General features: G+C 63.8%; 24 protein-coding genes. 16 read left to right on the forward strand and 8 right to left on the reverse strand.

Translation table 11 applies throughout. The annotated features are described in order from the left end of the window. Window positions 1-18: 18 nt before the first annotated feature. Window positions 19-1,848, reverse strand: a complete 1,830-nt coding sequence (locus DY201_RS12455; protein ID WP_115731470.1) for an ATP-binding protein — start codon at window positions 1,846-1,848, stop codon at window positions 19-21. Between the two features lie 366 nt (window positions 1,849-2,214). On the opposite strand from DY201_RS12455, the gene DY201_RS12460 reads away from it, so the two are divergent. The 4 genes from DY201_RS12460 (at window position 2,215) to DY201_RS12475 (ending at window position 6,223) form a co-directional block, all read left to right on the forward strand. Beyond that, a complete protein-coding gene (locus DY201_RS12460; protein ID WP_280959926.1) occupies window positions 2,215-3,999 on the forward strand; it encodes an acetolactate synthase 3 large subunit in 1,785 nt (594 codons plus the stop codon). Between the two features lie 84 nt (window positions 4,000-4,083). Next, window positions 4,084-4,656, forward strand: coding sequence for an acetolactate synthase small subunit (gene ilvN / locus DY201_RS12465; protein ID WP_115731472.1), 573 nt, complete (start codon window positions 4,084-4,086; stop codon window positions 4,654-4,656). A gap of 108 nt (window positions 4,657-4,764) precedes the next feature. Continuing rightward, on the forward strand, window positions 4,765-5,487 hold the full coding sequence (locus DY201_RS12470) for a glycine-rich domain-containing protein (protein WP_115731473.1): 723 nt from the start codon (window positions 4,765-4,767) through the stop codon (window positions 5,485-5,487). A gap of 139 nt (window positions 5,488-5,626) precedes the next feature. Further along, complete coding sequence (locus DY201_RS12475; protein WP_115731474.1) at window positions 5,627-6,223, forward strand: LysE family translocator; 597 nt, start codon at window positions 5,627-5,629, stop codon at window positions 6,221-6,223. Here DY201_RS12475 and DY201_RS12480 read toward each other — a convergent pair whose 3' ends face one another. Beyond that, on the reverse strand, window positions 6,224-6,697 hold the full coding sequence (locus DY201_RS12480; RefSeq protein ID WP_115731475.1) for a DUF2269 family protein: 474 nt from the start codon (window positions 6,695-6,697) through the stop codon (window positions 6,224-6,226). Between the two features lie 3 nt (window positions 6,698-6,700). Then, complete coding sequence (locus DY201_RS12485; RefSeq protein ID WP_115731476.1) at window positions 6,701-7,975, reverse strand: SDR family oxidoreductase; 1,275 nt, start codon at window positions 7,973-7,975, stop codon at window positions 6,701-6,703. 98 nt (window positions 7,976-8,073) lie between these two features. Between DY201_RS12485 and nthA the strand changes: the two genes are divergently transcribed. From nthA to DY201_RS12505, 4 genes are all read left to right on the forward strand, one after another. Then, on the forward strand, window positions 8,074-8,691 hold the full coding sequence (nthA, locus tag DY201_RS12490) for a nitrile hydratase subunit alpha (protein ID WP_115731477.1): 618 nt from the start codon (window positions 8,074-8,076) through the stop codon (window positions 8,689-8,691). Beyond that, a complete protein-coding gene (nthB, locus tag DY201_RS12495) occupies window positions 8,688-9,347 on the forward strand; it encodes a nitrile hydratase subunit beta (RefSeq protein ID WP_115731478.1) in 660 nt (219 codons plus the stop codon). The genes nthA and nthB overlap by 4 nt, the downstream gene beginning before the upstream one ends. Continuing rightward, window positions 9,334-9,705: a nitrile hydratase accessory protein gene (locus tag DY201_RS12500; protein ID WP_165916044.1), complete on the forward strand. Its 372-nt coding sequence runs from the start codon at window positions 9,334-9,336 to the stop codon at window positions 9,703-9,705. Before nthB ends, DY201_RS12500 begins: the two co-directional genes overlap by 14 nt. Before the next feature lie 186 nt (window positions 9,706-9,891). After that, a complete protein-coding gene (locus DY201_RS12505; RefSeq protein ID WP_115731479.1) occupies window positions 9,892-10,245 on the forward strand; it encodes a hypothetical protein in 354 nt (117 codons plus the stop codon). A gap of 48 nt (window positions 10,246-10,293) precedes the next feature. Here the strand turns inward: DY201_RS12505 and DY201_RS12510 are convergent, their stop codons facing one another. Next, window positions 10,294-10,767, reverse strand: coding sequence for a GNAT family N-acetyltransferase (locus DY201_RS12510; protein ID WP_115731480.1), 474 nt, complete (start codon window positions 10,765-10,767; stop codon window positions 10,294-10,296). A 174-nt stretch (window positions 10,768-10,941) separates the two neighbouring features. Continuing rightward, complete coding sequence (locus DY201_RS12515) at window positions 10,942-11,577, reverse strand: ankyrin repeat domain-containing protein (protein ID WP_115731481.1); 636 nt, start codon at window positions 11,575-11,577, stop codon at window positions 10,942-10,944. 188 nt (window positions 11,578-11,765) lie between these two features. Between DY201_RS12515 and DY201_RS12520 the strand changes: the two genes are divergently transcribed. Continuing rightward, window positions 11,766-12,893, forward strand: a complete 1,128-nt coding sequence (locus DY201_RS12520) for an ATP-dependent DNA helicase (RefSeq protein WP_115733757.1) — start codon at window positions 11,766-11,768, stop codon at window positions 12,891-12,893. 136 nt (window positions 12,894-13,029) lie between these two features. Here DY201_RS12520 and DY201_RS12525 read toward each other — a convergent pair whose 3' ends face one another. Continuing rightward, on the reverse strand, window positions 13,030-13,902 hold the full coding sequence (locus DY201_RS12525) for a hypothetical protein (protein ID WP_115731482.1): 873 nt from the start codon (window positions 13,900-13,902) through the stop codon (window positions 13,030-13,032). Window positions 13,903-14,119: 217 nt separating this feature from the next. Between DY201_RS12525 and DY201_RS12530 the strand changes: the two genes are divergently transcribed. Next, window positions 14,120-14,644 (forward strand): hypothetical protein, encoded by a 525-nt coding sequence (locus DY201_RS12530; RefSeq protein ID WP_115731483.1) that lies wholly within the window; start codon window positions 14,120-14,122, stop codon window positions 14,642-14,644. Here the strand turns inward: DY201_RS12530 and DY201_RS12535 are convergent. Continuing rightward, a complete protein-coding gene (locus DY201_RS12535) occupies window positions 14,641-15,045 on the reverse strand; it encodes a SpoIIAA family protein (protein ID WP_165916043.1) in 405 nt (134 codons plus the stop codon). The genes DY201_RS12530 and DY201_RS12535 overlap by 4 nt on opposite strands. A gap of 151 nt (window positions 15,046-15,196) precedes the next feature. Here DY201_RS12535 and DY201_RS12540 point away from each other — a divergent pair, with 151 nt between their 5' ends. The 5 genes from DY201_RS12540 to DY201_RS12560 all read left to right on the forward strand — a co-directional run bounded on the left by DY201_RS12540 (window position 15,197) and on the right by DY201_RS12560 (window position 21,109). Further along, window positions 15,197-15,937: a pyridoxine 5'-phosphate synthase gene (locus DY201_RS12540; protein ID WP_115731485.1), complete on the forward strand. Its 741-nt coding sequence runs from the start codon at window positions 15,197-15,199 to the stop codon at window positions 15,935-15,937. 114 nt (window positions 15,938-16,051) lie between these two features. After that, entirely contained in the window at window positions 16,052-17,968 is a 1,917-nt protein-coding gene (locus DY201_RS12545) for a potassium transporter Kup (protein ID WP_115731486.1), read from the forward strand. Between the two features lie 75 nt (window positions 17,969-18,043). After that, entirely contained in the window at window positions 18,044-19,279 is a 1,236-nt protein-coding gene (locus DY201_RS12550) for an FAD-dependent oxidoreductase (protein ID WP_115731487.1), read from the forward strand. Between the two features lie 79 nt (window positions 19,280-19,358). After that, on the forward strand, window positions 19,359-20,462 hold the full coding sequence (locus tag DY201_RS12555) for an OmpA family protein (RefSeq protein ID WP_245431978.1): 1,104 nt from the start codon (window positions 19,359-19,361) through the stop codon (window positions 20,460-20,462). Between the two features lie 50 nt (window positions 20,463-20,512). Continuing rightward, window positions 20,513-21,109 (forward strand): hypothetical protein, encoded by a 597-nt coding sequence (locus DY201_RS12560; RefSeq protein ID WP_115731488.1) that lies wholly within the window; start codon window positions 20,513-20,515, stop codon window positions 21,107-21,109. 16 nt (window positions 21,110-21,125) lie between these two features. Here the strand turns inward: DY201_RS12560 and DY201_RS12565 are convergent, their stop codons facing one another. Next, window positions 21,126-22,181 (reverse strand): SDR family oxidoreductase, encoded by a 1,056-nt coding sequence (locus tag DY201_RS12565; RefSeq protein ID WP_115731489.1) that lies wholly within the window; start codon window positions 22,179-22,181, stop codon window positions 21,126-21,128. Window positions 22,182-22,270: 89 nt separating this feature from the next. Here DY201_RS12565 and DY201_RS12570 point away from each other — a divergent pair, with 89 nt between their 5' ends. After that, on the forward strand, window positions 22,271-23,182 hold the full coding sequence (locus DY201_RS12570; RefSeq protein WP_115731490.1) for a LysR family transcriptional regulator: 912 nt from the start codon (window positions 22,271-22,273) through the stop codon (window positions 23,180-23,182). Window positions 23,183-23,355: the final 173 nt, after the last annotated feature.

Consider the following 23,355-nt stretch of genomic DNA (forward strand, 5'->3'; position numbering starts at 1 on the left):
GTGCTGGCGTGGGCCCGTTCAGCCCTGCGGCGGGCGGCCGCCGAAGGTCGATGGGCGCAGCCCGAAGCGGGTGTCGAAATCGTCGTCCGGCTGCGGCCTGGGGACCGCAGGCTTGCGGTAGTCGCTGTCGCCGGCCTGGCGCTGGACATCGACGACCTCGGCGAAGCCTAGGGCTGCCGCCTGCGGCTTGGGCACGTTGCGCAGGCGCTCGACGACGGCCGCCAGATCGACATCGTCGCCGCTACCCGTCGGCGCCTCGGCAGCCCGCTTGCCGGTGCCGGGGATGAGTTCGTCCGCCAGCTTTTCGAATTTCAGCCGCATGGTGGTGGCAACACCTTCACCAAAGGCGATGGCTTCGCGCTGGCCCATCGAGGACAGGAAGGACAGCGTCGAGGCCGAGGAATCGGCGATGGCCGAGCGGATGATCGCCTGGTCCTGCTCGTTGGCGAGACGCATGGCGAAAACCGTCGAGCATTGCGACAGGATGGTGGGGTCGAGCTCGCCGGGGCGCTGGGTGACGACGCCGAGGTAGCAGCCATATTTGCGGCCTTCCTTGGCGATGCGCGACAGGGCGTGGCGGGTCGGCGCAAAGCCGAGGCGATGGTCGGCGGGCATGTAGCGGTGGGCTTCTTCGCACAAGAGAAGCAGCTTGAGGCGGCCTTCGCTCCATAGCGCCAGGTCGAAGGCGAGGCGGGCGAGCACCGAACAGACCGAATTGACGACCTCGGACGGCATGCCGGCCATTTCGAAGCAGGTGACCGGGCGGCCATGCGTCGGCACGCGGAAGATGTTGCCGATCGTCTCGTGGATGGTGTCCTCGATAAGCCTGGAATGGAACATGAAGCGGTATCGCGGATCGGCGAGAGCAGATTCGATGCGGGTGCGCAGCGATTTCAGGATCGGCCGTTCGTTCTTCGATTCGAGCAGGCCCATGCGTTCGTCGATCTGCTTGATCAGGTCGGCGATGCGATAGGGGACCGGGGTGTCGGCGGTCAACGCGTCGACGCCGCGGCGCAGGAAGGTGCCGCCTTGCGGGCTGCGGTAGAGGTTCTTGGCGACCGGAATGAGGTCGCGCAGCACATCGATCTCGTCGGCATCGGTTTCGCGGCCGCGAAACAGCACTTCGGAGAATTCCTCGAGGCGGAACAGCCAGAATGGCAGGTCGAGCGAATTGGTGTCGACCTTGACGCAATGCTCGGGCAGCGATGCCGCGAACTCGTTGTGCGGATCCATGATCAATACGCGCAGGTCTGGCCGCGCCGAGATCGCCTTGCGCAGCAGAAGCGAGACGGCGGTCGACTTGCCGACGCCGGTCGTGCCGACAACGGCGAAGTGGCGGGCGAGGGTCTCGTCGATGGCGATGCAGGCGTCGATGCTGTCGTCTTGCGACAACTGGCCGATGGTGACGGTGCGGCGGCCGGCAAGGTCATATACGGCCTGCAGGTCGCGGCTGCGAATGCGGTGGGCGATGGCGCCGATATAGGGATAGACGGTGATGCCGCGGTCGAACACCGGGTGCTTGTCGGTGCCGACGTCACGAACCTCGCCGATCAGCTCGACATTGACCTCGATGGGGTTGTCGCCTTCGCTGCTCCACGAGCGGTCGGACTTGGCGATGGAATAGACGAGGCCGATGGTGCGGGTTTCGCCGAGATTGATGCAGATCATGCGGCCGACGGTCCACAGGCCGACTGCCCCCGACGCGCCGCCTTCGGCATAGGCGCTGATTACGGCACGGGCGCCGTCGCACTGCACGACATGGCCAAGGATGCGGGCGTCGTCCTGTTTCGGATCGCGCCGCTCCTGCGAGGTGTTTTCTCCGCCCTCGGCCTGACGTTCGAAGTACATCGCAGTAAATCCCCCAAATCTGACCAAGAGTATAGCGCTCTGCAGTTAAGGTCGGGTGATGGTTGATGGTGTAGCGATCGTTAAGCGAAACGGTCGAATGCGCGTTTTCGCGGGGGACGGGTGACATTGCGGAAAAATTGCTCCGGCCCGGTTGACAGCGCGCCGTCTCGGGCACTAACGTCCGCGCCCATGAACAAGACACTCATTCTCGTAGTAGGATTGCGCATGGGCAAGGCGGTGTAACCGCCGGGCGAAATCCCCCATGCGCAAATGTGAAGGCTCCCTCGGGGGCCTTTTTTATTGCCCGAAACAGGACTAAACGAGCAGCAACCGCCGAGAACGGCGAAGGAAAGACGGGACGGACCGATGAGCGGACATAGTGACAGCGGACGACGCGAAATGACCGGCGCCGAAATGGTGGTGCAGGCGCTGAAAGACAATGGCGTCAAGCACCTCTTCGGCTATCCCGGCGGCGCCGTCCTTCCGATCTATGACGAGCTGTTCCAGCAGGACGACGTCCAGCACATATTGGTGCGCCATGAGCAGGGCGCGGGCCATGCCGCAGAGGGCTATGCCCGTTCGACCGGCAAGGCCGGCGTGATGCTGGTCACCTCCGGCCCGGGCGCCACCAATGCGGTGACACCGCTGCAGGACGCGCTGATGGATTCGATCCCGCTGGTGTGCATCACCGGCCAGGTGCCGACGTCGCTGATCGGCTCCGACGCCTTCCAGGAATGCGACACTGTCGGCATTACCCGGCCGTGCACCAAGCACAACTGGTTGGTGAAGGACGTCAACGAACTGGCCCGCATCCTGCACGAGGCGTTCCATGTCGCCACCACCGGTCGCCCTGGCCCCGTGGTCGTCGACATCCCCAAGGACGTGCAGTTTGCCAAGGGCATCTACACGCCGCCGCAGACCGCGCCGCGCACCTCCTACCAGCCCAAGGTCCAGGGCGACCTGGAGAAGGTCAAGGAAGCGGTTGCGCTGATGGCCACCGCCAAGCGGCCGATCATCTATTCCGGCGGCGGCGTGGTCAATTCCGGCCCCGAGGCCAGCCACCTGCTGCGCGAGTTGGTCGACCTGACCGGCTTCCCGATCACTTCGACGCTGATGGGCCTGGGCGCCTATCCGGCGTCGGGCAAAAACTGGCTCGGCATGCTGGGTATGCATGGCAGCTACGAAGCCAACATGGCGATGCATGACTGCGACGTCATGATCTGCATCGGCGCGCGCTTCGACGACCGCATCACCGGCCGCCTCAACGCCTTCTCGCCGAACTCGAAGAAGATCCACATCGACATCGACCCGTCGTCGATCAACAAGAACGTGCGCGCCGACGTGCCGATCCTGGGCGATGTCGGCCGCGTGCTGGAAGACATGGTGCGGCTGTGGCGGGCGACCGCCAAGGCGGACAAGAAGACGCTGTATCCGTGGTGGGAGCAGATCGCCAAATGGCGTGCCCGCGACAGCTACGCCTACAAGCACAACAACGAAGTGATCATGCCGCAATATGCGATCCAGCGGCTGTACGAACTGACCAAGCATCTCGACACCTACATCACCACCGAAGTCGGCCAGCACCAGATGTGGGCGGCACAGCATTACGGCTTCGAGAAGCCGAACCGCTGGATGACGTCGGGCGGCCTGGGCACGATGGGCTACGGCCTGCCGGCGGCACTGGGTGTGCAGATCGCGCATCCTGAATCGCTTGTCATCGACATCGCCGGCGACGCATCGGTGCAGATGTGCATCCAGGAAATGAGCGCTGCACTTCAGTACAATGCGCCGATCAAGGTGTTCATCCTCAACAACTCCTATATGGGCATGGTGCGCCAGTGGCAGCAGCTGCTGCACGGCAACCGCCTGTCGCATTCCTACACCGAGGCGATGCCCGACTTCGTCAAGCTGGCGGAAGCCTATGGCGGCCACGGCATCCGCTGCGACAAGCCGGATGAGCTGGACGACGCGATCAAGGAGATGATCTCGGTGAAGAAGGCGGTGATCTTCGATTGCCGCGTGGCAACGCTCGCCAATTGCTTCCCGATGATCCCGTCGGGCAAGGCGCATAACGAGATGCTGCTGCCCGACGAGGCGACCGACGAGGCTGTGGCCAACGCCATCGACGCCAAGGGCCGCGAACTGGTGTGACGGACTGACGGACCGCGTGCGGCCTTCGGGGAAGGCCGCACAATCAACGAGTTGGCGCAAACGCCTGAGATCGAGATTCATCTTATGAACGCACAGCTACAGCCCACCGGTTCGGCCTATTTCATCGCCAAGGAAACCGAGAAACCGGAAAACCACACGCTATCGGTGCTGGTCGACAACGAACCGGGCGTGCTTGCGCGCGTCATCGGCCTGTTTTCCGGCCGTGGCTACAACATCGAAAGCCTGACCGTCTCGGAGACGGAACATGAGAAGCACCTGTCGCGCATCACCATCGTGACGCGCGGCACGCCGCATGTGCTCGAACAGATCAAGCACCAGCTCGAGCGCATTGTGCCGGTGCATCGCGTCGTCGACCTGACGGTCACGGCGCAGGAGCTTGGCACCGGCGGCGCGTTGGAGCGTGAGCTGGCGCTGGTCAAGGTTTCGGGCACCGGCGACGCCCGCGTCGAGGCGCTGCGCCTGGCCGACGCCTTCCGCGCCAAGGTGATCGACGCCAACACCGAACACTTCATTTTCGAGCTGACCGGCAAGGTGTCGAAGATCGAGCAGTTCATCGCCATCATGAAGCCGCTCGGCCTGGTCGAGGTCTGCCGCACCGGCGTGGCAGCAATGAACCGCGGCCCGCAGGGGATGTGAGGGCAGTGTGCGGGCTGTCGTCGGCAGTCTGAGGTTGCCTTGAGATGATTGCAGGAACGTCCGGCTTGTGTAGTTTCCGGGCGTTCAAGCTCAACTCCCCGGCCCGAGATGAATGATCTGACCGACCCGGAACTCTGGAACAAGATCGCCGGTTACGACTTCGACGATCCGCAGGCCGAAGCTCCGTTCTCGGTGCGGCTGGCCCGGGAAAATGGCTGGACGCCGGGGCGGGCGAAGGCGGCGATCGATCAATACAGGCGCTTCATCTACCTGGTCTGTATTTCGGATGACATGCTCAGCCCGTCGCCGGACGTCGACAAGGTCTGGCACCTGCACCTGACCTACACCAAGGACTACTGGAAGCGCTTCTGCGACGAGACGTTGGCTCAGGAGGTCCACCACTATCCGAGCCGTGGGGCAAGCGAGGGCCAGGGCGTCTTGCGCGATGCCTATGCCAGGACCCTTGAACTGCTGTCCGCGGAGTTTGGCGAGGACCCGGTTGCGGCCGTGTGGCCCGGTGTAGACGTCAGGGAGCGGCCGCTGTTGACCGGAGCGCTTGGACCTGGTTCTGCAGTCTTGCCAGCGGCGGAGATCGCCTTCGGGATCGCCTTGGCGCTGATCGTGATTACGGCTTCATTGCTCTGGAGCAACAGGGTGATCGGCGATGCACCGGCCGTCGGCCTGTGCGTGGCGGGCTTCATCGCCGCGATTTCGCTTCTTCCGATCAGGTGCCGACGCCGGCGCAGCTCGGGGGCCAGCGACAACGCCGGCTGCGGCGGTGGCAGCAGCAGCGACGGCGGAGACGGTGGCGGCTGTGGCGGCGGCGATTGAAGGACACACGGCTTCCCGCGCAGGCGGCCGAACGGAGAATTCCATGCCTTTGCTGGCCCAGCAGCCTGGGTAAAGTGGAAGTTGCCGAGAGGGCGACATAAGGTCAGTGTTACTGACATAAAGGCCTCGGAGGTGGAAAGTGAGCTATGACGCATTCCTTGCACTGCTGGTCTATGCGTTCGTGACCTCGATCACGCCGGGACCGAACAATTTAATGCTGCTGGCCTCGGGCGTGAATTTTGGCTTCGTGCGCACGATCCCGCATATGCTTGGCATCGGCTTCGGCTTCCTGTCGTTGCTGCTCGGTGTCGGCTTCGGGTTGGGTGCGGTGCTGACGGCGTTTCCGGCGCTGCACCTAGTGCTCAAGATCGCCGGCGGGGCCTATCTGCTCTATCTCGCCTGGCGCATCGCCATGTCGCGCTCGCTCGGCAAGGACGGCGAGATTAAGGGCCAGCCGATGACCTTTCTCGAAGCCTCCGCCTTCCAATGGATCAATCCGAAGGCCTGGGTGATGGCAGTCACCGCAATGGCGCTTTACACCAGCACCGAAGCGCCGTTCCTGTCGGTACTGATCATTTCAGGCGCCTTCGCCGTGGTGAACGTGCCGAGCGTGTCATGCTGGGCCGGCTTCGGCATGGCGCTGCGCGGCTTCCTTGCCGACCCGGTGCGGCTGAAATGGTTCAACATCGGCATGGGTGTGCTTTTGGCGGCGACGTTGTGGCCGATGCTGAGATAGTCAGAACAGTTCGATCGCCGGCCGGGTCAGCATCAGCCAGAAGATGGCAATGACGCTGAAGAAGGCCGGGAAACCGCAGATGAACCAGATGCGGTAGAGCCTGAAGTAACGCCCCGGCAATGCCTTGCCGGTGGCGGCGGCGGAGCGGGCGAGATTGCGCAGCTCGATCTGGATGAAGACGACCGGCAGCCAGAACAGCCCGGTCAGCACATAGAGCGCGAGCGACAGGACGATCCAGCGTTCGGTGAGCGGCCAGCCGACCTCGTGCGCCAGCCAGGCGCCGGTGACGGGCTGCAGAATCACCGCAGTGGCGGTGAAGACCGTGTCGGCGATGACCACCGTTCCGGCGACATGGGCGATCGTCGCGGGGTCGCGGGTGCGGTGGGCCATGGCCATGAAGAAAGCAATGCCGGCGCCGGTCCCGAACAGCACGGCGGCGCCAAGGACGTGTGCGAGGCGGAGAAGCTCTTCCATCGTTCAGCGCTCGTCCAGTGTGGCCAGCGCCACCAGGGCCAGCACGATCGACGGCAGCACCTTGACCAATGGGCCAAGCGGATCGGCCCAGAGGTCGGGCGCAAGCATAGTGGCCGAAGCAAGATAGGCGAGCGACAGCGCGATCATGCCGTTCAGTGCCGGTTTGGCGCAACGGCGGATCGCCAGGCCTATGCCGAGCGCGATGTCGGCGAGGCTGGTCGCCAGAGTGATGGCCTGGGCGAGGGCAACAGGCGCGCCGGCGGCGGCAAGATGCGCCGATGAAGCATCGAACCGCAGCAGAGCGACGAGTCCTGAAAGCAGCCAGAACAGGCAAAGCGTGCCGAGCACCAGCGGCTTGAGCAGATAAAGCCGGGCGAACCACAGCTCCTGGACGCCGGCAGGATTTGTTGCCAAAGTCTGGTCGAGGGAACGGAGGTTTCGGCCAGCGTCTGTCGCATGGCCGCCGACACCGCCAGCGGCAATCTCGAGCGCCGTCGAGCGCAAGGGCGAACGCCAGCCGAACCGGCCAAGCAGATCGGCGGCGCCGGAGACGATCTTGGCGATGATGCCGGGCAAGGCGAGCGGGCGCGCCGGCGGCAGGCCGAGCCATTGGCGGTGGCGGGCGATGGCCTGCGCCAGCGTCATTGACTGAGGTGCTGCCAGGTCGAGGTCGCTGCCGGCGGCGATGTCGCCTGACAAGGCGTCGGCCACGGCAGAGGCGACGTCTTCAAGCGAAACGAACTGCATCCGGCTGTCGCCAAAGACCAGCGGCGTTATCAGCGGAAATGCCGCGAGCGCCCGCAGCAATGCCGAGCCGCCATGGGCTGCGCGGCCGATGACAATGGCCGGGCGCAGGATGACGAAGGCAAGTCCCGAGTCGCGAAGGGCCGCATCTGCCTGTCGCTTGGTGGCGAAGAAGGGGCTGTTTGCCGCGACGTCGTCGGTACGCGCCGAAATCTGGACGATAAGGCGCGGCGAGGCGGTCTGGTAAAGCGCGCTCATGGCGCTGAACTGCACGGCAGTGACATCGTCGCGCGGACCATCCTGCAGCGCGCCGGCGCAATTGACGACGGCATCGACGCCTTCAAGCAGCGGAAGCCAGTCCTCGCGCCGCGAAAGTCGCGCAAGGTCGGCCTTGACCCAGTCGATATCGGGATGGCGACGGGCGGCAATTTCGGTGTTTCGCGCCAGCGCCACGACCAAGTGCCCACGCGCGGCAAGCGACCTTGCCACCGCCGTCCCTATGAAGCCGTTGCCGCCGAGAATCAGAACCCGCATGGCGCGACGATAGCGAGCTTCGGGGCGGCACGGCAAACCTCCGCTGGCCCAAGGCGAGGATGCTTGCGTGGCAGGGTGCGCGCGCATAGCCTCCTGAAATGTCACACGATCATGACCACGACCACCATCACGACAACGAGCTCGATCCGATGGCCGCGCGCGTGCGCGCGCTGGAGACCATCCTGACCAGGAAGGGCCTGATCGATCCGACGGCGATCGACGTCATCGTCGATACCTACGAAACCAAGGTTGGTCCGCGAAACGGTGCGCGCGTCGTGGCTAAGGCGTGGTCCGATCCCGAATTCGCCGGGTGGCTGAAGCGTGATGCCACCGCCGCGATCGCCTCGCTCGGCTACACCGGGCGGCAGGGCGAGCACATGCAGGCGGTGTTCAACAGCGACGAGACGCACAACCTCGTCGTCTGCACTTTGTGCTCCTGTTATCCGTGGTCGGTGCTGGGGTTGCCGCCTGTCTGGTACAAGGCGCCGCCCTATCGCAGCAGGGCGGTAATCGACCCGCGCGGCGTGCTGGAAGAGTTCGGGGTAACGCTGGCCGGCGACAGCAAGATCAGGGTCTGGGATTCGACCGCCGAGCTGCGCTATCTCGTCGTGCCGCAGCGGCCATCAGGCACCGACGGCTGGAGCGAGGAGCAGCTTGCCGAGCTGGTGACGCGCGATTCGATGATCGGCACGGCGCTCGCGCGGGAGGCCGCATGAACGGGCCGCACGATCTCGGCGGGCAGATGGGTTTCGGGCCGGTGGCGCCCGAAAAGGATGAGCCCCACTTCCATGCCGAATGGGAAAAGCGCGCCCTTGGCGTGACGCTGACGGCGGGTGCCATGGGCGCCTGGAACATCGACGAGAGCAGGCATGCGCGTGAATGCCTGCATCCGGCCGATTATTATGCGTCGAGCTATTACGAGATCTGGATCAAGGCGCTGGAGACGCTGCTCAAGCGGCATGGCTTCGTCACGGCGAATGATCTGGCGGCCGGCGATGCCGTAGATCCGGCAGCGACGCCCAAGCGGGTGCTGAAGGCCGAGAACGTGCCTGCTGTGCTCGCCAAGGGCGGTCCCTGCGATCGGCCGGTGGAGGGGCCGGCGCGGTTTGCGGTCGGCGAGCGCGTGCGGACGAGGAATTTTCACCCGACCGGGCATACCCGGCTGCCGCGTTATGCCAGGGGCAAGGAGGGCGTGATCGACGCGGTACATGACGGGTTTGTCTTCCCCGACAGCAACGCGCCCGGCCATGGCGAAAATCCGCAACGGGTCTACACCGTGGTTTTTTCCGGTGGCGAATTATGGGGAGAGGGCGCGGACCCGACCCTCGAAGTCAGCATCGACGCCTGGGAGAGCTACCTTGAGCCGGCATGAGGCAGGGATTCCGTTAGGAACAGGGGCGCCCGATGCGCCTGTTTTCGTCGAGCCCTGGCAGGCCGAGGCCTTTGCCATGGTGGTCGCACTGCACGAGCGCGGCCTGTTCAGCTGGGCGGAATGGGCCGAGCGACTGTCGGCGGAGGTGAGGCGGCCGGAGGCAGCAGCCGACGGCAGCGACTATTACGAGCGCTGGCTGGCGGCGCTTGAGAAGCTATTGGCGGAAAAGGGGCTTGCCGGCCATGACGAGGTCGACGCGGTCGCCGCCGCATGGGCGCGGGCCGCGCATGCCACGCCGCACGGCCAGCCGATCGTGCTGGAGAACGATCCGGAAGCCGCCGCTGTCCAGGCAGGCTAGTTGCTTGCGCCGTCAGCTCAAGAATTAGAGCCCTTATATATCTCTTGCTTGCCGAATTATGCTCCCTCAGGGCAAATGGGGCATGTATTCATGGATAGATGCGCGGTTGCGTCGTCGGTTCTACTTGCGGTCCTCTTGATTTCAGGATGTGTCGCCAACACGCCTGCAGGATCGTCCACTCCCGGAATGGATGGGCCAAAGCCGAATGGCTTCACCCTGGCCTGGACCGAGAAGACGGCGCCGTCCCAGCCAGTGATCATTTTTCAGACCACGTCGATTGACGCCAATTGCGCGCCCCAGGGTGTTCCGGATGTCACGGTGGTTTCAGGGCCTTCAAACGGCAAGGTCACATTCCGGAAGATGAAGATACTTCCGAACGTTACCCGGAAGAGCAAATGTTACTGGGTGCAAGTCCCGGGCGTTAAGGCCTTCTACACGCCAAATCCGGGATTCGTCGGCAAGGACAAGGTCAAGCTGCGCACCAAGCTGATCGAAGGCGGTTTTGGGATCAGCAACATCACCATCGAGGTCGCGAAATAGTGCTGTCCTCGTTGCCTTGCACGCGTCGAAGCTGGCTGCATTGACGCCCTAGAGTGGCCGCCACATGCGGTGCACGATGTGGGTTTTTAGCCCCGCCTTGAAGTCCGGGATGCTCTGGAGCAGGCGAAAGCCTTCCCGCTCCCAGAAGGCGCGGCCACGCGTATTCTCGTCGAGCACGGCGATGAGCTGCCGACTCGCGCCGCGGGCGCGGGCGATGCCTGACAGCTGTTCGAGAAAGATGCGGCCGAGGCCCATGCCGCGGCAGTTCTGGTCGGCCAGCAAAAGCCCGACATAAGCATCGCCGGTTTCAGGATAGCCGAAGGCCATGTCCGCGATCGCAACAAGCGTTCCGTCAGGCATGAACATGCCAAGCTTGCACGATGCCGCGAGGTCGCTGCCCGGCGGGCAGTCGGAAAAGAACTCCGCCACGGTCGCGTCGGAAGGCGCCATGCCGGATTCCAGCATGACGAAATCTGCGGCGCGATCGTAAAGGTCGCGCACGGCTGAAGTGTCGGCTGGCATCAGCGACCGGACTGGAAGGGTGTCAGGATTTGGCGTCAAGGCATGTGCTTTCTTCGATCCTGAACGGCGTACCGGCAGCCAGAAGGAAACTCAATGGCAAGGCTACGCAAGCTGACAAAGTTAAGTCACAGGCTTCCCGGCGCGAGAGGGCGTGAGAAACCGATCAACCTGTGGCTAGTTGCCGTCAAAGAACCGGCGAATTGCCGCTTCCAGTTTGTCTATGAACTGGTGGTTTTGAGTGCTGCCCGCCCAGATCAGGGCGTTCAACCTGACGTCCTTGTTGAGGAAGTTCAGTTTGCCTGTGGCCAGCAGATACTCCGCGATCGCGTAGTGACGGCCCTTGATCGCATCGATGAGGGCGTTGTTTCGCCCGCTCCTGTCGGTGGCGTTGACATCGGCGCCGCGGTCTACGAGCAACTTGACGACATCAGTATGGCCGTTCTTTGCGGCTTCGATGAGGGCTGTCCTGCCGTAATATTCAGCCCTTGCATCGATGTCCGCCTGCGGGTGTCCGACGATGGCGAGAATACACGCATGGTGGCCCTTGGCAGAGGCCAGACTCAGCGGTGTGCTCTTCCATTTGTTTCTGCAATTCACATCGATACCCGGGTGCCCGACCAGGGCTTGGACCATCGAGGCATGGGCATTGAGGGCCGAAAGGTGAAGTGCTGACCAGCCGTCATTGTCCGACTGGTTGACGTCGGCGCCAGCGGCAAGCTCGGCTTCGACCACGTCCATGTCGCCGCTCTCTGCCGCCGCCAGCAGGGCGGGCCAACTCCTGGGCTCATCGTTTTGCATGCTTCTGGTCACTGCAGTCGCCTTCCCGGATATGCTTTCGCCAGGATACCACGATTTGCCTGGCTCCTTGCAGTCGGCTGATGAACAAGGGGCTTACTTTGCGAGCAAGCCGGCACCCGATTGGGCCAGCTTGTCAGCTTATGTGGCGCTTCGAGACGCAATCCCTTGCCCTTGCAGCGCGAATCCTGTCAGTCAAAACGATGGATTTTTCACCTCAGCAAGATGATGCGCTGCAGGCCGTGGCGCGGTGGCTCAAGACCGGAAGGCCACAGATATTCCGGTTGTTCGGTTATGCCGGCACCGGCAAGACGACGCTTGCGCGCTATTTCGCCGAGCATGTCGACGGCCAGGTGCAGTTCGCCGCCTTCACCGGCAAGGCAGCGCAGGTGCTGCGCTCGAAGGGCGCCACCAATGCGCGCACCATCCACTCGCTGATCTACCGGCCGAAGGGCGAGGAGGCGGTTGCCGACGAGGCGACCGGCAAGACCTCGATGTCGCCGACATTCTCGCTCAACCGCCAGAGCCCGATCGCCAAGGCCAAGCTCGTCGTCATCGACGAATGCTCGATGGTCGACGAGCAGCTCGGGCGTGACCTGTTGACATTCGGTACGCCAGTGCTGGTGCTGGGTGATCCGGCGCAGTTGCCGCCGATCTCGGGCGGCGGTTTCTTCACCGAGCACGAGCCGGATTTCCTGCTGACCGAGATTCACCGCCAGGCACGTGACAACCCGATCCTGAGGCTGGCGCTCGATGTGCGCGAGGGCCGCGAGTTCATGCGCGGCGACTATGGCACAGCACAGGTGATCGGCAAGGAAGACGTCACCCAGGACCTGGTGCTCGATGCCGACCAGGTGCTTGTCGGCACCAACCGGACGCGCAAGCGCTACAACCAGCGGCTGCGCGAGCTCAAGGGTTTCACGGCAGGCTATCCGCAGGCCGGCGACAAGCTTGTCTGCCTGCGCAACGATCCGGCCAAGGGCCTGCTCAACGGTTCGTTGTGGAAGGTGATGACGTCGTCGCGCGAGACGGTGAAGCCGGGCATCAACCTGCTGGTAGCACCCGAAGAAGACGATCCCGACCGCGGCGTCGCCAAGATCAAGCTGTTGAAGCAGACCTTCGAGAACCCCGACGAAGAGATCCCGTGGGGCACCAAGAAGCGCTACGACGATTTCGACTACGGCTACGCGCTGACGGTACACAAGGCGCAAGGCTCGCAGTGGAACAATGTCGTGCTGTTCGACGAGAGCTGGGCCTTCAAGGACACGCGCCAGCGCTGGCTCTATACGGCGATCACCCGCGCGGCCGAGCGGCTGACAATCGTGCGCTAAGGGTTAGGGCCAGGCCGGCAACGGCCGATGGCTGCGCTTCAGTCGTTGGCCCCGCGCGGAGATCCGTTCCCGTCGGTTCTGGAAAATCTGCCGTTTCGGGGCGGCCTGACCTGAAGCCGGACCGCTCTGCCCGCCTTCAGGCCACGATCTCGAAAAGCACTGCGGTCGCATCGTCCGAGACCTTGAAGCGTGGGAACTGCTGGCCATCGGGGTCCTCGACCCGTTCGATGTGGCGAAGCTCCTGCAGGAGGGGAGCGAGACCCGTGCCTGCCGCGGCGCGGACGAGGTCCGACACGCCATAGCGGCCATACTGGTCGGCAAGGGCGGCAAAACCATCGGAACACAACAGGCCCCTGGCGGGCAGGGAAATGTCGAGCTGCTCGGAAACGAGATGATCGGCGGCGGCGGGCTCGATGCCGAGCGTCCAGACGGAACCGCCCGGCTGGTTGTAGGCGGCGCGGCGGCGGCGCAGCTCGTCGCGCACGACCGGCTCGTCGGCAAGCGCCTGATGGGTGGAGAAGCCGCCCGACTGGGCAATCGCCCGACGGGCACCGTCGCGCTCCTTGGCGTAGGCTGCCTTGATGGCGCTGGTTTCCAGCACCTTGCCCTCCGCGTCGACCAGGAACAGGCGGCAGTCTCCCAGGCCATGCGTGACCAGACGGTCGCCCTCGACATGCACCATCTGGAAGCTCGCGATGGGCAGGTTCCATGCCTCGATCGGCAAGGCGTGGGCAGCCTCGTGTACGACATTTCCGGCGCGCTGGTTGAGTTCGCGCACGGCCTCTGTGACCGGGCGGCCGTTGCGGACCAGTTCCTCGAAGGTGCTCTGGGCAAAACGGGCCAGCCAGGCGGCATCGGAGCCGTGCAGGCCGACGATAGATGTGCCGCCGAGGCCAGTGGCGCCGTCAACGACAAAGGCGCAGCTGGCGTTGCCGCCGGCACTGTCTTCGTTCGGGCGCGACGGTGAGCCCGGATCGGTGATCGAATCGGTGATGCGGATGTTTGGCATGATGATCGCTATGTGGCGCGGGCCGATGACCGGAGTGTGACCGCGGCTAGATGTGTGATGGTTGCAGTTTGCACAGTCCGTGTCAGATTGTCAGGTCAGGCAACCGAACCTTTGTTGGTCCATGACAGTCTTTCAACAGGTCGTCAGTCTCGGTCCCAATTGCCGCGCGAAATTCCATATCCGGAGGGTTTTCGGCGAGCGCATATCGAGGCGGGGTGTGTTCGACTGGCAGGTGACGCCGGTTGCCGCCATCGCCGAGTACATCCGCCGCGATTTTGCCGGCATGTTCGAGCGGGAAGATCTCCACGTCGTGGACGGCGTCGTCTTCAACAAGCGCTTCGGCACCAATCACATGCATGAGTTCCCCAAAGACATAAACGAACGCTCGCTCGACGCGCTCTATGGCAAGGCCCGTGAAGGCCATGACGGATGGTGCGCGGTCACCAGGAGGGCGCTGAAAAGCGATCTGTCGACCTTGTTCGTGTTGAGCCGGCCGGCATCTGCGACCGAGATGGCGGAGATTTCCGGCCTCATCGAACAGACAGGAGGCCGGCGGCAGTTTCTGCTGCTTGCAGCACCACGCGGCGATCACGACGACCACTGGACCGGCGACCACGAGATCTGGAAGACGCATCTCACCGCATTCCGGATCAGGACACCGCTTTCGGCCGTCATGGCCGAGCAGATGCGTCGTCTGCGCAAGAACATACGCTACCTGAAACCACCCTCGATGATGGCCTAGCCTTGGTCGGCCGGCTTCGCGCCGAGCCATTGCCACGCCTCGGCTTCGTCGGCATCGGAGAAGTGTTTCGTTTCGATCGAGGTGAGCGGCGCAAACAGGCCGACGACAGGCCCCATCCATGCCGGGCCGCCGACAAGCGCGTAGCGGCGGATATGATGCAACGCCTCCCACTTGCCCTTGAAGGTGAGCGGATCGAACAGGGCCGACCAGTCGAAGCCGTCGTAGCCCGTCGCGCGCAAAAGCACGTCGATCTTGTCATGACCCTCATAGGCCGCGTCGAGCAGGCCGTAGGCGTTTTCAATATCGGCCTGGGTGAAGTGGCCGACGATCTCGAATGCAAACACTTCCGGGTTGTCGGTGTCGATGCGCCGGAAGGGCGGTGGGGCATCCATGGATTTCATTGGTGTGTCCTTGTTGGCTGCGACATGTCCGGCAACCCAAGCTGATTGTCGGGGTCATGCACTCGGCGTCGACACTGGAACACATAAAAGCGCTCTCTGTTCCCGGCCAAGCCGTGATAGGGGCATGTGTCGCTTTTGCCGAGAGTTGCCGATGCCTGCCAAGCTGTCCGTGAACGTCAATGCCATCGCCATGCTGCGCAACCGCCGCGATCTGCCGTGGCCGAGTGTCACCGGGCTGGGACGCATCGCACTTGCCGCCGGAGCGCACGGACTGACCGTGCATCCGCGTCCGGACCAGCGCCATATCCGCTTTTCCGACGTGCCTGAAATCAGGGCACTGATCGACGACGAGTTTCCCAAGGCCGAATTCAACATCGAGGGGTATCCGAGTGAGGATTTCCTCGAACTGGTCGAAAAGCACCAGCCGGAGCAGGTGACACTGGTGCCGGACGATCCGTCGCAGGCAACCTCCGACCATGGCTGGGACTTCGCCGGACAGGCGAGCCTGCTCAAGCCGGTGGTGGCGCGCCTGAAGAAGGGTGGATTCCGCGTTTCGCTGTTTGCGGATGCCGACCCGTCAGGCATGAGTGCGGCGCGCGATACCGGCGCGGACCGGATCGAACTCTTCACCGGACCCTACGGCGCTTGCTTCGATGATTCGGCAAAGGCTGCCAAGGAATTGGAAAAGCTGGCAAAATCCGCAGAGGCAGCACTCGCTGCGGGCCTCGCCGTCAATGCCGGGCACGACCTCGTCGTCGACAACCTGCCGCCTTTGATGAAGAGCATTCCGAAGCTAGCCGAGGTGTCGATCGGCCACGGACTGACTGCCGATGCTCTGGAGCATGGCATGGCCGGCACAATCAGGCGCTATCTCAAGGCTTGCGGGTGGTAATATCCGTGCTACCCATGCGTAACCTGCCTGGGCTGCACATTAGCTGTCGCAAAACAGCTGTTGCTTTTGCGACACCGCAAGCGTAGAGCCCCGCGGCTTCACGGAGAGTCGTTCATGACCGATGCCGACGCTGACAAGGCGGGAACAAGTGGGCAGGCGGTCCAGACGGACGGCCATTCCCATGACATCAGGATTCTCGTGCTGGGCGCGCTGGGTGTCGTCTTCGGCGATATCGGCACGAGCCCGATCTACGCATTCCGCGAGGCGCTGGTGGCATCGGCGGGCGGCCAGGTGGCATCGCGCGAGGACATACTCGGCGTGCTGTCGCTTATCATCTGGGCGCTGACTATCATCGTCACCGTCAAATACGTCATGTTCGTGCTTCGGGCGCACAACAGAGGCGAGGGCGGGACGCTGTCGCTGATGGCGCTGGCGCGGCGCAGTCTGCCCAAACGCTCCGGCATCATCCTGGCGCTCGGCATGGTCGGCGCCGCGTTGTTCTATGGCGACGCGGTGATCACGCCGGCGATCTCGGTGCTGTCGGCGGTCGAAGGCATGAAGGTCGTGACACCGGCATTCGAGCCTTACGTCGTGCCGCTGACGCTGGTGATCCTGGCGGCGCTGTTTTCGGTGCAGCGCTTCGGCACCGGCGGCGTGGCGATCGTGTTCGGGCCGATCACTTTGGTCTGGTTCCTGGCCATTGGTTATTCGGGCATCGTCCACATTGCCGATGACCCCGAGATTCTGCTGGCGGTGAATCCGATCTACATCGTCCAATTCCTGGTCAACCAGCCGGAAGTGTCGTTCGTCACTATTGGCGCCATTTTCCTGGCCGTGACGGGCGCCGAAGCGCTTTATGCCGACCTCGGCCATTTCGGCCGCCGGCCGATCGTGCTGGCCTGGCTGTGCATCGTCTTTCCATGCCTGCTGGTCAACTATGTCGGCCAGGGCGCCTTCGTGCTCAGCCACAACGGCACCGTCGGCCATCCGTTCTTCGAGATGAACGAGGGCTGGATGCTGATCCCGATGGTGGTTCTGGCAACGGCCGCTACCGTCATCGCCAGCCAGGCTGTCATAACGGGCGCCTATTCGCTGACGCGCCAGGCCGTGCAGCTCAACATGCTGCCGCGCCTTGTCATCCAGCACACCTCGGAGACGACGCTGGGCCAGATCTACATGCCGCGCGTCAACATGCTGCTCGCGCTGGTGGTGATGCTGTTGGTCGTCGGCTTCGGCGAATCGAGCAGCCTCGCCGCCGCATACGGCATTTCGGTGACCGGCAACATGCTGGTGACGACCCTGCTGCTATCGGTGGTCATGCTGCGCATATGGCGCTGGCGGGTTGCGGCGGTTGTCGTCGCCACGATGATTTTCGGCCTGATCGACATCGGCTTCTTCGCTTCCAACATCGTCAAGGTATTTGAGGGTGGCTGGGCGTCGCTGGCGGTTGCCTTCACTATAGTCACCATCATGTGGACCTGGGTGCGCGGCAGCCGCTACCTGTTCGACAAGACGCGCAAGAATGAGATTCCGCTCAACTTCCTGGCCGAGAACCTGATCAAGAAGAAGCCGCAGCTGGTGTCCGGCACGGCCGTGTTCCTGACCAGCGACCCCGACAGCGCACCAACTGCGCTGATGCACAGCCTCAAGCACTACAAGGTGCTGCACGAGCAGAACGTCATCCTCTCGGTGGTAACGGCGCAGCAGCCGATCGTGCCTGACAGCGAACGGGTCAAGATGGAGCAGGTCAACGAACTGTTCATGCGGGTCAAGCTGAAGTTCGGCTACATGGAGCAGCCCAATATCCCCAAGGCGCTGGCCATCTGCCGCAAGCAGGGCTGGAAGTTCGACATCATGACGACCTCGTTCTTCCTGTCTCGGCGCTCGTTGAAGGCCTCGCCCAATTCCGGCATGCCGGTGTGGCAGGACAGGCTGTTCATCGGCCTGGCGCGCACCGCGGCTGATGCGACCGAATATTTCCAGATTCCCACGGGCCGCGTCGTCGAGGTCGGCACACAGGTGTCGATCTGACCGGCGCGCGGGGCAAAAAGTAGCATTGCCAATGCATGTTCCGTCCATGAACCTGCGTCGTGGTCGGAAGGGCAGATGAGCGTTCGAAAACTTCACATCGCAGTCGCCGGTGCCGGGCCCGCAGGGCTGGCAACGGCGCTGTATCTCAGACGCGATGGACACCGGGTCACCGTCTATGATCGCTTCGCCGAACCGAAGCCGCTGGGCTCGGGGCTGATCCTGCAGCCGACAGGCCTTTCGGTGCTTGCCGATCTCGGCCTGTCGGGCGAAATCTCAAAATCTGGAAACCGGATCGACCGGCTGCACGGGACCGATGCCGAGAGCGGGCGAACCGTGCTCGACGTGCGTTACGACGCGCGGCCGGGCGGGCGATACGGCCTGGCGGTCCATCGCGCGGCCCTGTTCGGCGTGCTCTATCGGGCTGTGCTGGGTGAAGGCATCGAAATCGTCACCGCCGCCGAGCTGGATGCTGTGGTGCCAGGCGAAAGGACGTGGCTTGTCGATGCTCAGGGGCGTGCCCTTGGGGCGTTCGACCTCGTCGTCGATGCGACCGGCGCGCGCTCCCGGTTGCGCCGCAGCGCAGGCCTCGCGGGCGAGTCGAAGCCTTTGGCTTATGGCGCGTTCTGGGCCTCGCTGGACTGGCGTGGGACAGGCTTCGACGAAGTTTCGCTGACCCAGCGCTATCGCCGCGCCAGCGTGATGATCGGGGTGCTACCGATCGGCCGCGCCGAGCCGGATGGGCGCCAGATGGCGGCGTTCTTCTGGAGCCTGAAGCCGGACGATGCCGAGCACGTGCAAAGCCAAGGGCTGACTGCCTGGAAGGCCGAGGTGGCAAGGCTTTGGCCGGAGTGCCAGACCTATCTCGACCAGATCGAGGATTTCGACCAGCTGACGCTCGCGCGCTATGGTCACCACACGCTACCGCTGCCGGCGGCGCGGGGCTTTGCCGTCATCGGCGACGCTGCCCATTCGACCAGCCCGCAACTGGGGCAGGGCGCCAACATGGCCCTGCTGGATGCTGCCGCGCTTGCCCATGCATTGCGGCGGGCAAGCGACGTCGATGCAGCACTTGCGGCTTATGTCCGCGCCCGGCGCTGGCACGTCAGGCTGTTCCAGATGCTGTCGCTGGCCTTCACGCCGTTCTACCAGTCGGATTCGGTGCTGCTGCCGGTCTTGCGTGACCGGTTGGTGGCGACGGTGGCCAAGCTGCCGCCGGCACCGCAGTTGCTGGCCTCGATCGTTGCCGGCACGCTGATCGATCCGTTCGCCTCGGCCGGTCTCACGGAGGCGGACTGGACGGCGCAGGGCTGAGAAAGGCCAGCCCGGATCCCAGCTTGAGCCATGCGGCGGTTGTGGCTACCTTGCGTCACATTCAACCGAGGAGCGTGCGATGCGGGGACTTATGGTGCGTGGAATTCGAAAGGCCATGTCAGGGCTGGCCCTGCTGGCCCTCTGCAGCATGCCGGCGCTTGCCGATGCGACGGTTCCGACCGCCGACATCGAAGGTTCCGCCGACAACGAGCTTGCCAAGCGCTACGAAGGCTCGTTCATCGTCTACCACCAGAAGCTCGACTACACCGATTTCAGCGTCCCGCTTTCGCCGCTGAAGGCCGATCCCGATCCGGACAAGCGCGACAAGAACAACAACCGGGTGTTCAAGCCGGAGAAGGCGGAAGAGGTCGAGGGTTCGCTCACCCGCCTGTTCTACGTGCTGCCCGACGGGCGCTCGCCGCTCGAGGTGCTGCGCAACTACCAGGACGTGGTGCAGGCGGCCGGCGGCGAGGTCGTCTTCGAATGCAAGAAGGAGGAATGCGGTGGCGACGCCTCGCGCTCGGCCTCGAGCGGCGGCGGCGACATGAGCCTGATGATGAACTTCTTCTATGACAGCGACCTCGGCGTCGAGGCGTTTTCCAATGCTGCCTGCGTGGCCTCGTCAGGGGTTGCCGACCAGCGCTACTTCACGGCCAGGGTGCCGCGCGACGGCGGCGACGCCTTTGTCACGGTGCAGACCTTCCAGTTGCTCGACGACCTTTACTGCAAGGCGCTGAATGCCCGCACCATCGCCATCGTTCATGTGCTGGAGCCCAAGGCGCGCGACAAGAAGATGGTGCTGGTGGAGGCCGCCAAGATGGCTGATACACTGTCGACCAGCGGCGGCATTTCGCTCTACGGCATCTTTTTCGATACCGACAAGGCCGACATCAAGCCGGAGTCGGAGCCGACGCTGAAGGAGATCGCCAAGCTCCTGGGCGACAACCCGGCACTGGCCGTCGCCGTGGTCGGGCACACCGACAATCAGGGCAAGTTCGACTACAATATCGACCTGTCCAACCGCCGGGCGGCGGCGGTGAAAGCAGCACTGGTCTCGCAATTCGGCATCGACGGCGGGCGGCTGACTGCAGCTGGTGCCGGCATGATGGCGCCGGTCGCCAGCAACGACAATGACGAGGGCCGGGCCAAGAACCGGCGCGTGGCACTGGTCAAGCTGAACTGATCAGACAAGCGATGGTGCCGCGGCCATATGCGGGTGGCCGAGCGAGGGGGATGAATGGAAGATCGACCGGCGCGACCACTGCTGCGCAGCATGCATCGCGCGTCGGCGCTTTTCATCGCGGCGGGCAGGCTGATCATATCGCCTTCATGGCCGAGGCGCGGCAGTTTTACCGGCAGCCATTTGTCGAAGTGGCGCTGGTCTGCCTCCTTCTGTGGCAGGTCGGCAGCGGGCTGGTGATGCTTGTACGGGGCTGGGCGAGGCGGAATGGCGCCGTTGCCTGGCTGCAGGCAGGATCAGGCGGCTATCTCGCTTTCTTCCTGGTCAATCATGTCGCAGCTGTCATCGCCGGACGAACGGTCTTTGGCCTCGACACCGACTTTCGATTTGCCGCTGCGGGCTTCTTCGCACCGCCCTGGCACTGGTTCTTCGCGCCATACTATTTTCTGGGCGTTCTGGCGCTTTTCGTTCATGTCGGTTGCGCGGCCTATTGGGGCTTTCCGGCAAGCCGCCCTGCGCTGGGGGCGGCATTGCTTGGAGGAGTTGCAGGAGTGGGCGCGCTTTTTGCGGCGCTGATCGTCATGGCGCTGTCCGGCAGCTTGTTTCCGGTCACAATTCCTTCGCCCTATCTCGCAACCTATGGTCAGTAGCCGCCGTCAGGCCGGATCAGGGAATGATCCGGCGCTGGCGCAGCTCGCCGAAGGTGCGCATGAACATCTCCTCGGTGTCGATGAAGTCGTGAAAGCCTGAGCGCCGCGCCTTGGTGCCGTCGGCGAAGAAGTCGTAGTCCCAGCCGAAGACGAAGTCGGCGAAACGCCAGGACGACACATCGGCATAGGGCGTGTCGACGAGGCCGTGCCGGGCTTTCATCTTGTCCCACAGCGGCTGCTTGTCGGCCATGATGGTGTCGAGCGACATCGGCAAAGGCGGGGCCGTGTCGAGGCCGAAACTCGAGGCGATCTTCGGCCACATCTCGTTCCAGCGGAACAGGTCGCCATTGGTGATGTTGAACGCCTGGTTGGCGCAGCGTTCGTCCGTCGCGGCCCAGATGCTCGCCCGCGCCAGCAATCCGGCGTCGGTCATCTCGATGATCTTGTCATAGGCGCCTGCCTTGCCGGGGAAGCGCAGCGGCAGGCCAAGCTCCCTCGACATCGAGGCATAGACGGCAATTGCGATGGCGAGATTCATTGGGTTGCCCAGCGCCTGGCCGATGACCACCGAGGGGCGCAGCGCCGACCAGCCCCAGCTCTTGCCCACCTGCCTGTCTTCTAGAAGATCCTGCTGGTCGATGTTGAACTCCGGCGGCATGTGGTTGGCGTCGGTCTCGCGTGCCGGCGTCTTGAACGGCCCGAGATGGGCGCCATAGACCTTGTAGCCCTGCATCAGGCTGATGTGGCGCAAATCCCTGGCGACCGGTTCGACCGTGTCAACGACATTGCGGAGAATGGCGACATTGGGCTCGACGAGCTGGGCCCAGCTTGGCCGGTCCTGATAGGCGGCGTAGAAGATGTGGGTGACGTCGCGCAGGCCGCCGAGCTTTTCCCTGGTGTCCTTGATATCGAGCAGATCGACCGCGATGTGGCGGATCTGTCCCTGGTCCGGGCCGCCGCGCCTGGACAGACCGACAATGTTCCAGTTGCCGAGTGCTGCCAGATGGCTGGCGAGATTGCTGCCGATGACGCCATGGGCGCCGACGATCAGTGCAGTGTTCTGTTTCATCATTCAGATCTCCGTGAGACCGTTGATATGGACGTGGAAAGCAGGATGAAGTAGGCGTCGATCAAGCGAAGGATCTATGACGTGAATTCACAATGATGCGCGTGGACGTCAACCGCTTCGGAGAAATGGAAGTGTTCGTCCGGGCTGTGGAGAGCGGCGGGTTCTCGGCCGGGGCCCGCGCATTGGCGATGTCGCCTTCGGCCGTCAGCAAGCTGGTTTCGCGGCTGGAAAACCGGCTCGGTACGCGGCTGGTCAACCGCTCGACGCGCCGCCTGCAGCTGACGCCGGAAGGCTGCGCCTTCTACGAACGCAGTGTCGTCATCCTTGCCGACCTCAAGGAGGCGGAACAATGCGCGGCAGCCGGCGAGGCGCCGCGCGGGCGCCTGCGCGTCAACGCCAACGTGCCGTTCGGCAAGCATTTCCTGCTGCCGCTGTTGCCGCGCTTCCTGGAACGATATCCCGAGATCTCCGTCGATGTCGCCCTGTCCGATATGGTCGTCGATCTTCTGGAAGCACGCGCCGACGTGGCGATCAGGGCCGGACCGATGAAAAATTCCAGCCTTGTCGCACGCAAGCTCGGCGCGACCCGGATGATGATCGTCGGTGCGCCAGCCTATTTCGCGACACGGCCGATGCCGCGCAGCGCCGACGAACTGAAGCGGCACAATCTGCTTGGCCCGTCTTACGTTCGCACGATGCCGGCCTGGCCGGTGTTGCAGGACGGCGCTGTCGTGGACGTGGTGCCGACCGGCAACGTGCAGGCCAGTGACGGCGAGGCGTTGCGCGAACTGGCGCTCGCAGGGCTGGGGCTGGCTCGCATTGCCGCGTTCCAGGTGCGCGACGATCTGGCGGCAGGCAGATTGGCCAGCGTGCTCGAACACGCCAATCCCGGCGATCTCGAGGATGTACATGCGGTGTTTCTGGGCAGCGGCGGCCCAGTACCGGCGCGGGTGCGGGCGCTGCTCGATTTCCTGGCCGAAACCGTCGATCTCGGTGGTTCCTGAGTTGCTGGACGGCAAGGTCCCGCTGGGCGGGAGGCCTCAGGCGTGACTGTCGGCAGATAATTGCAGCAAGGCAAAAGAATCCGATTGCAGGGCGCGTGCTGAATGAGCTATCTACCGAACCGTAACGTACGGTACGGCTTGTTCGAAGCGAGCTGGCGTGACGTGGCAGGCTT

Origin of the sequence: Aminobacter aminovorans (genome assembly GCF_900445235.1) — a bacterium.
Classification (GTDB): domain Bacteria; phylum Pseudomonadota; class Alphaproteobacteria; order Rhizobiales; family Rhizobiaceae; genus Aminobacter; species Aminobacter aminovorans.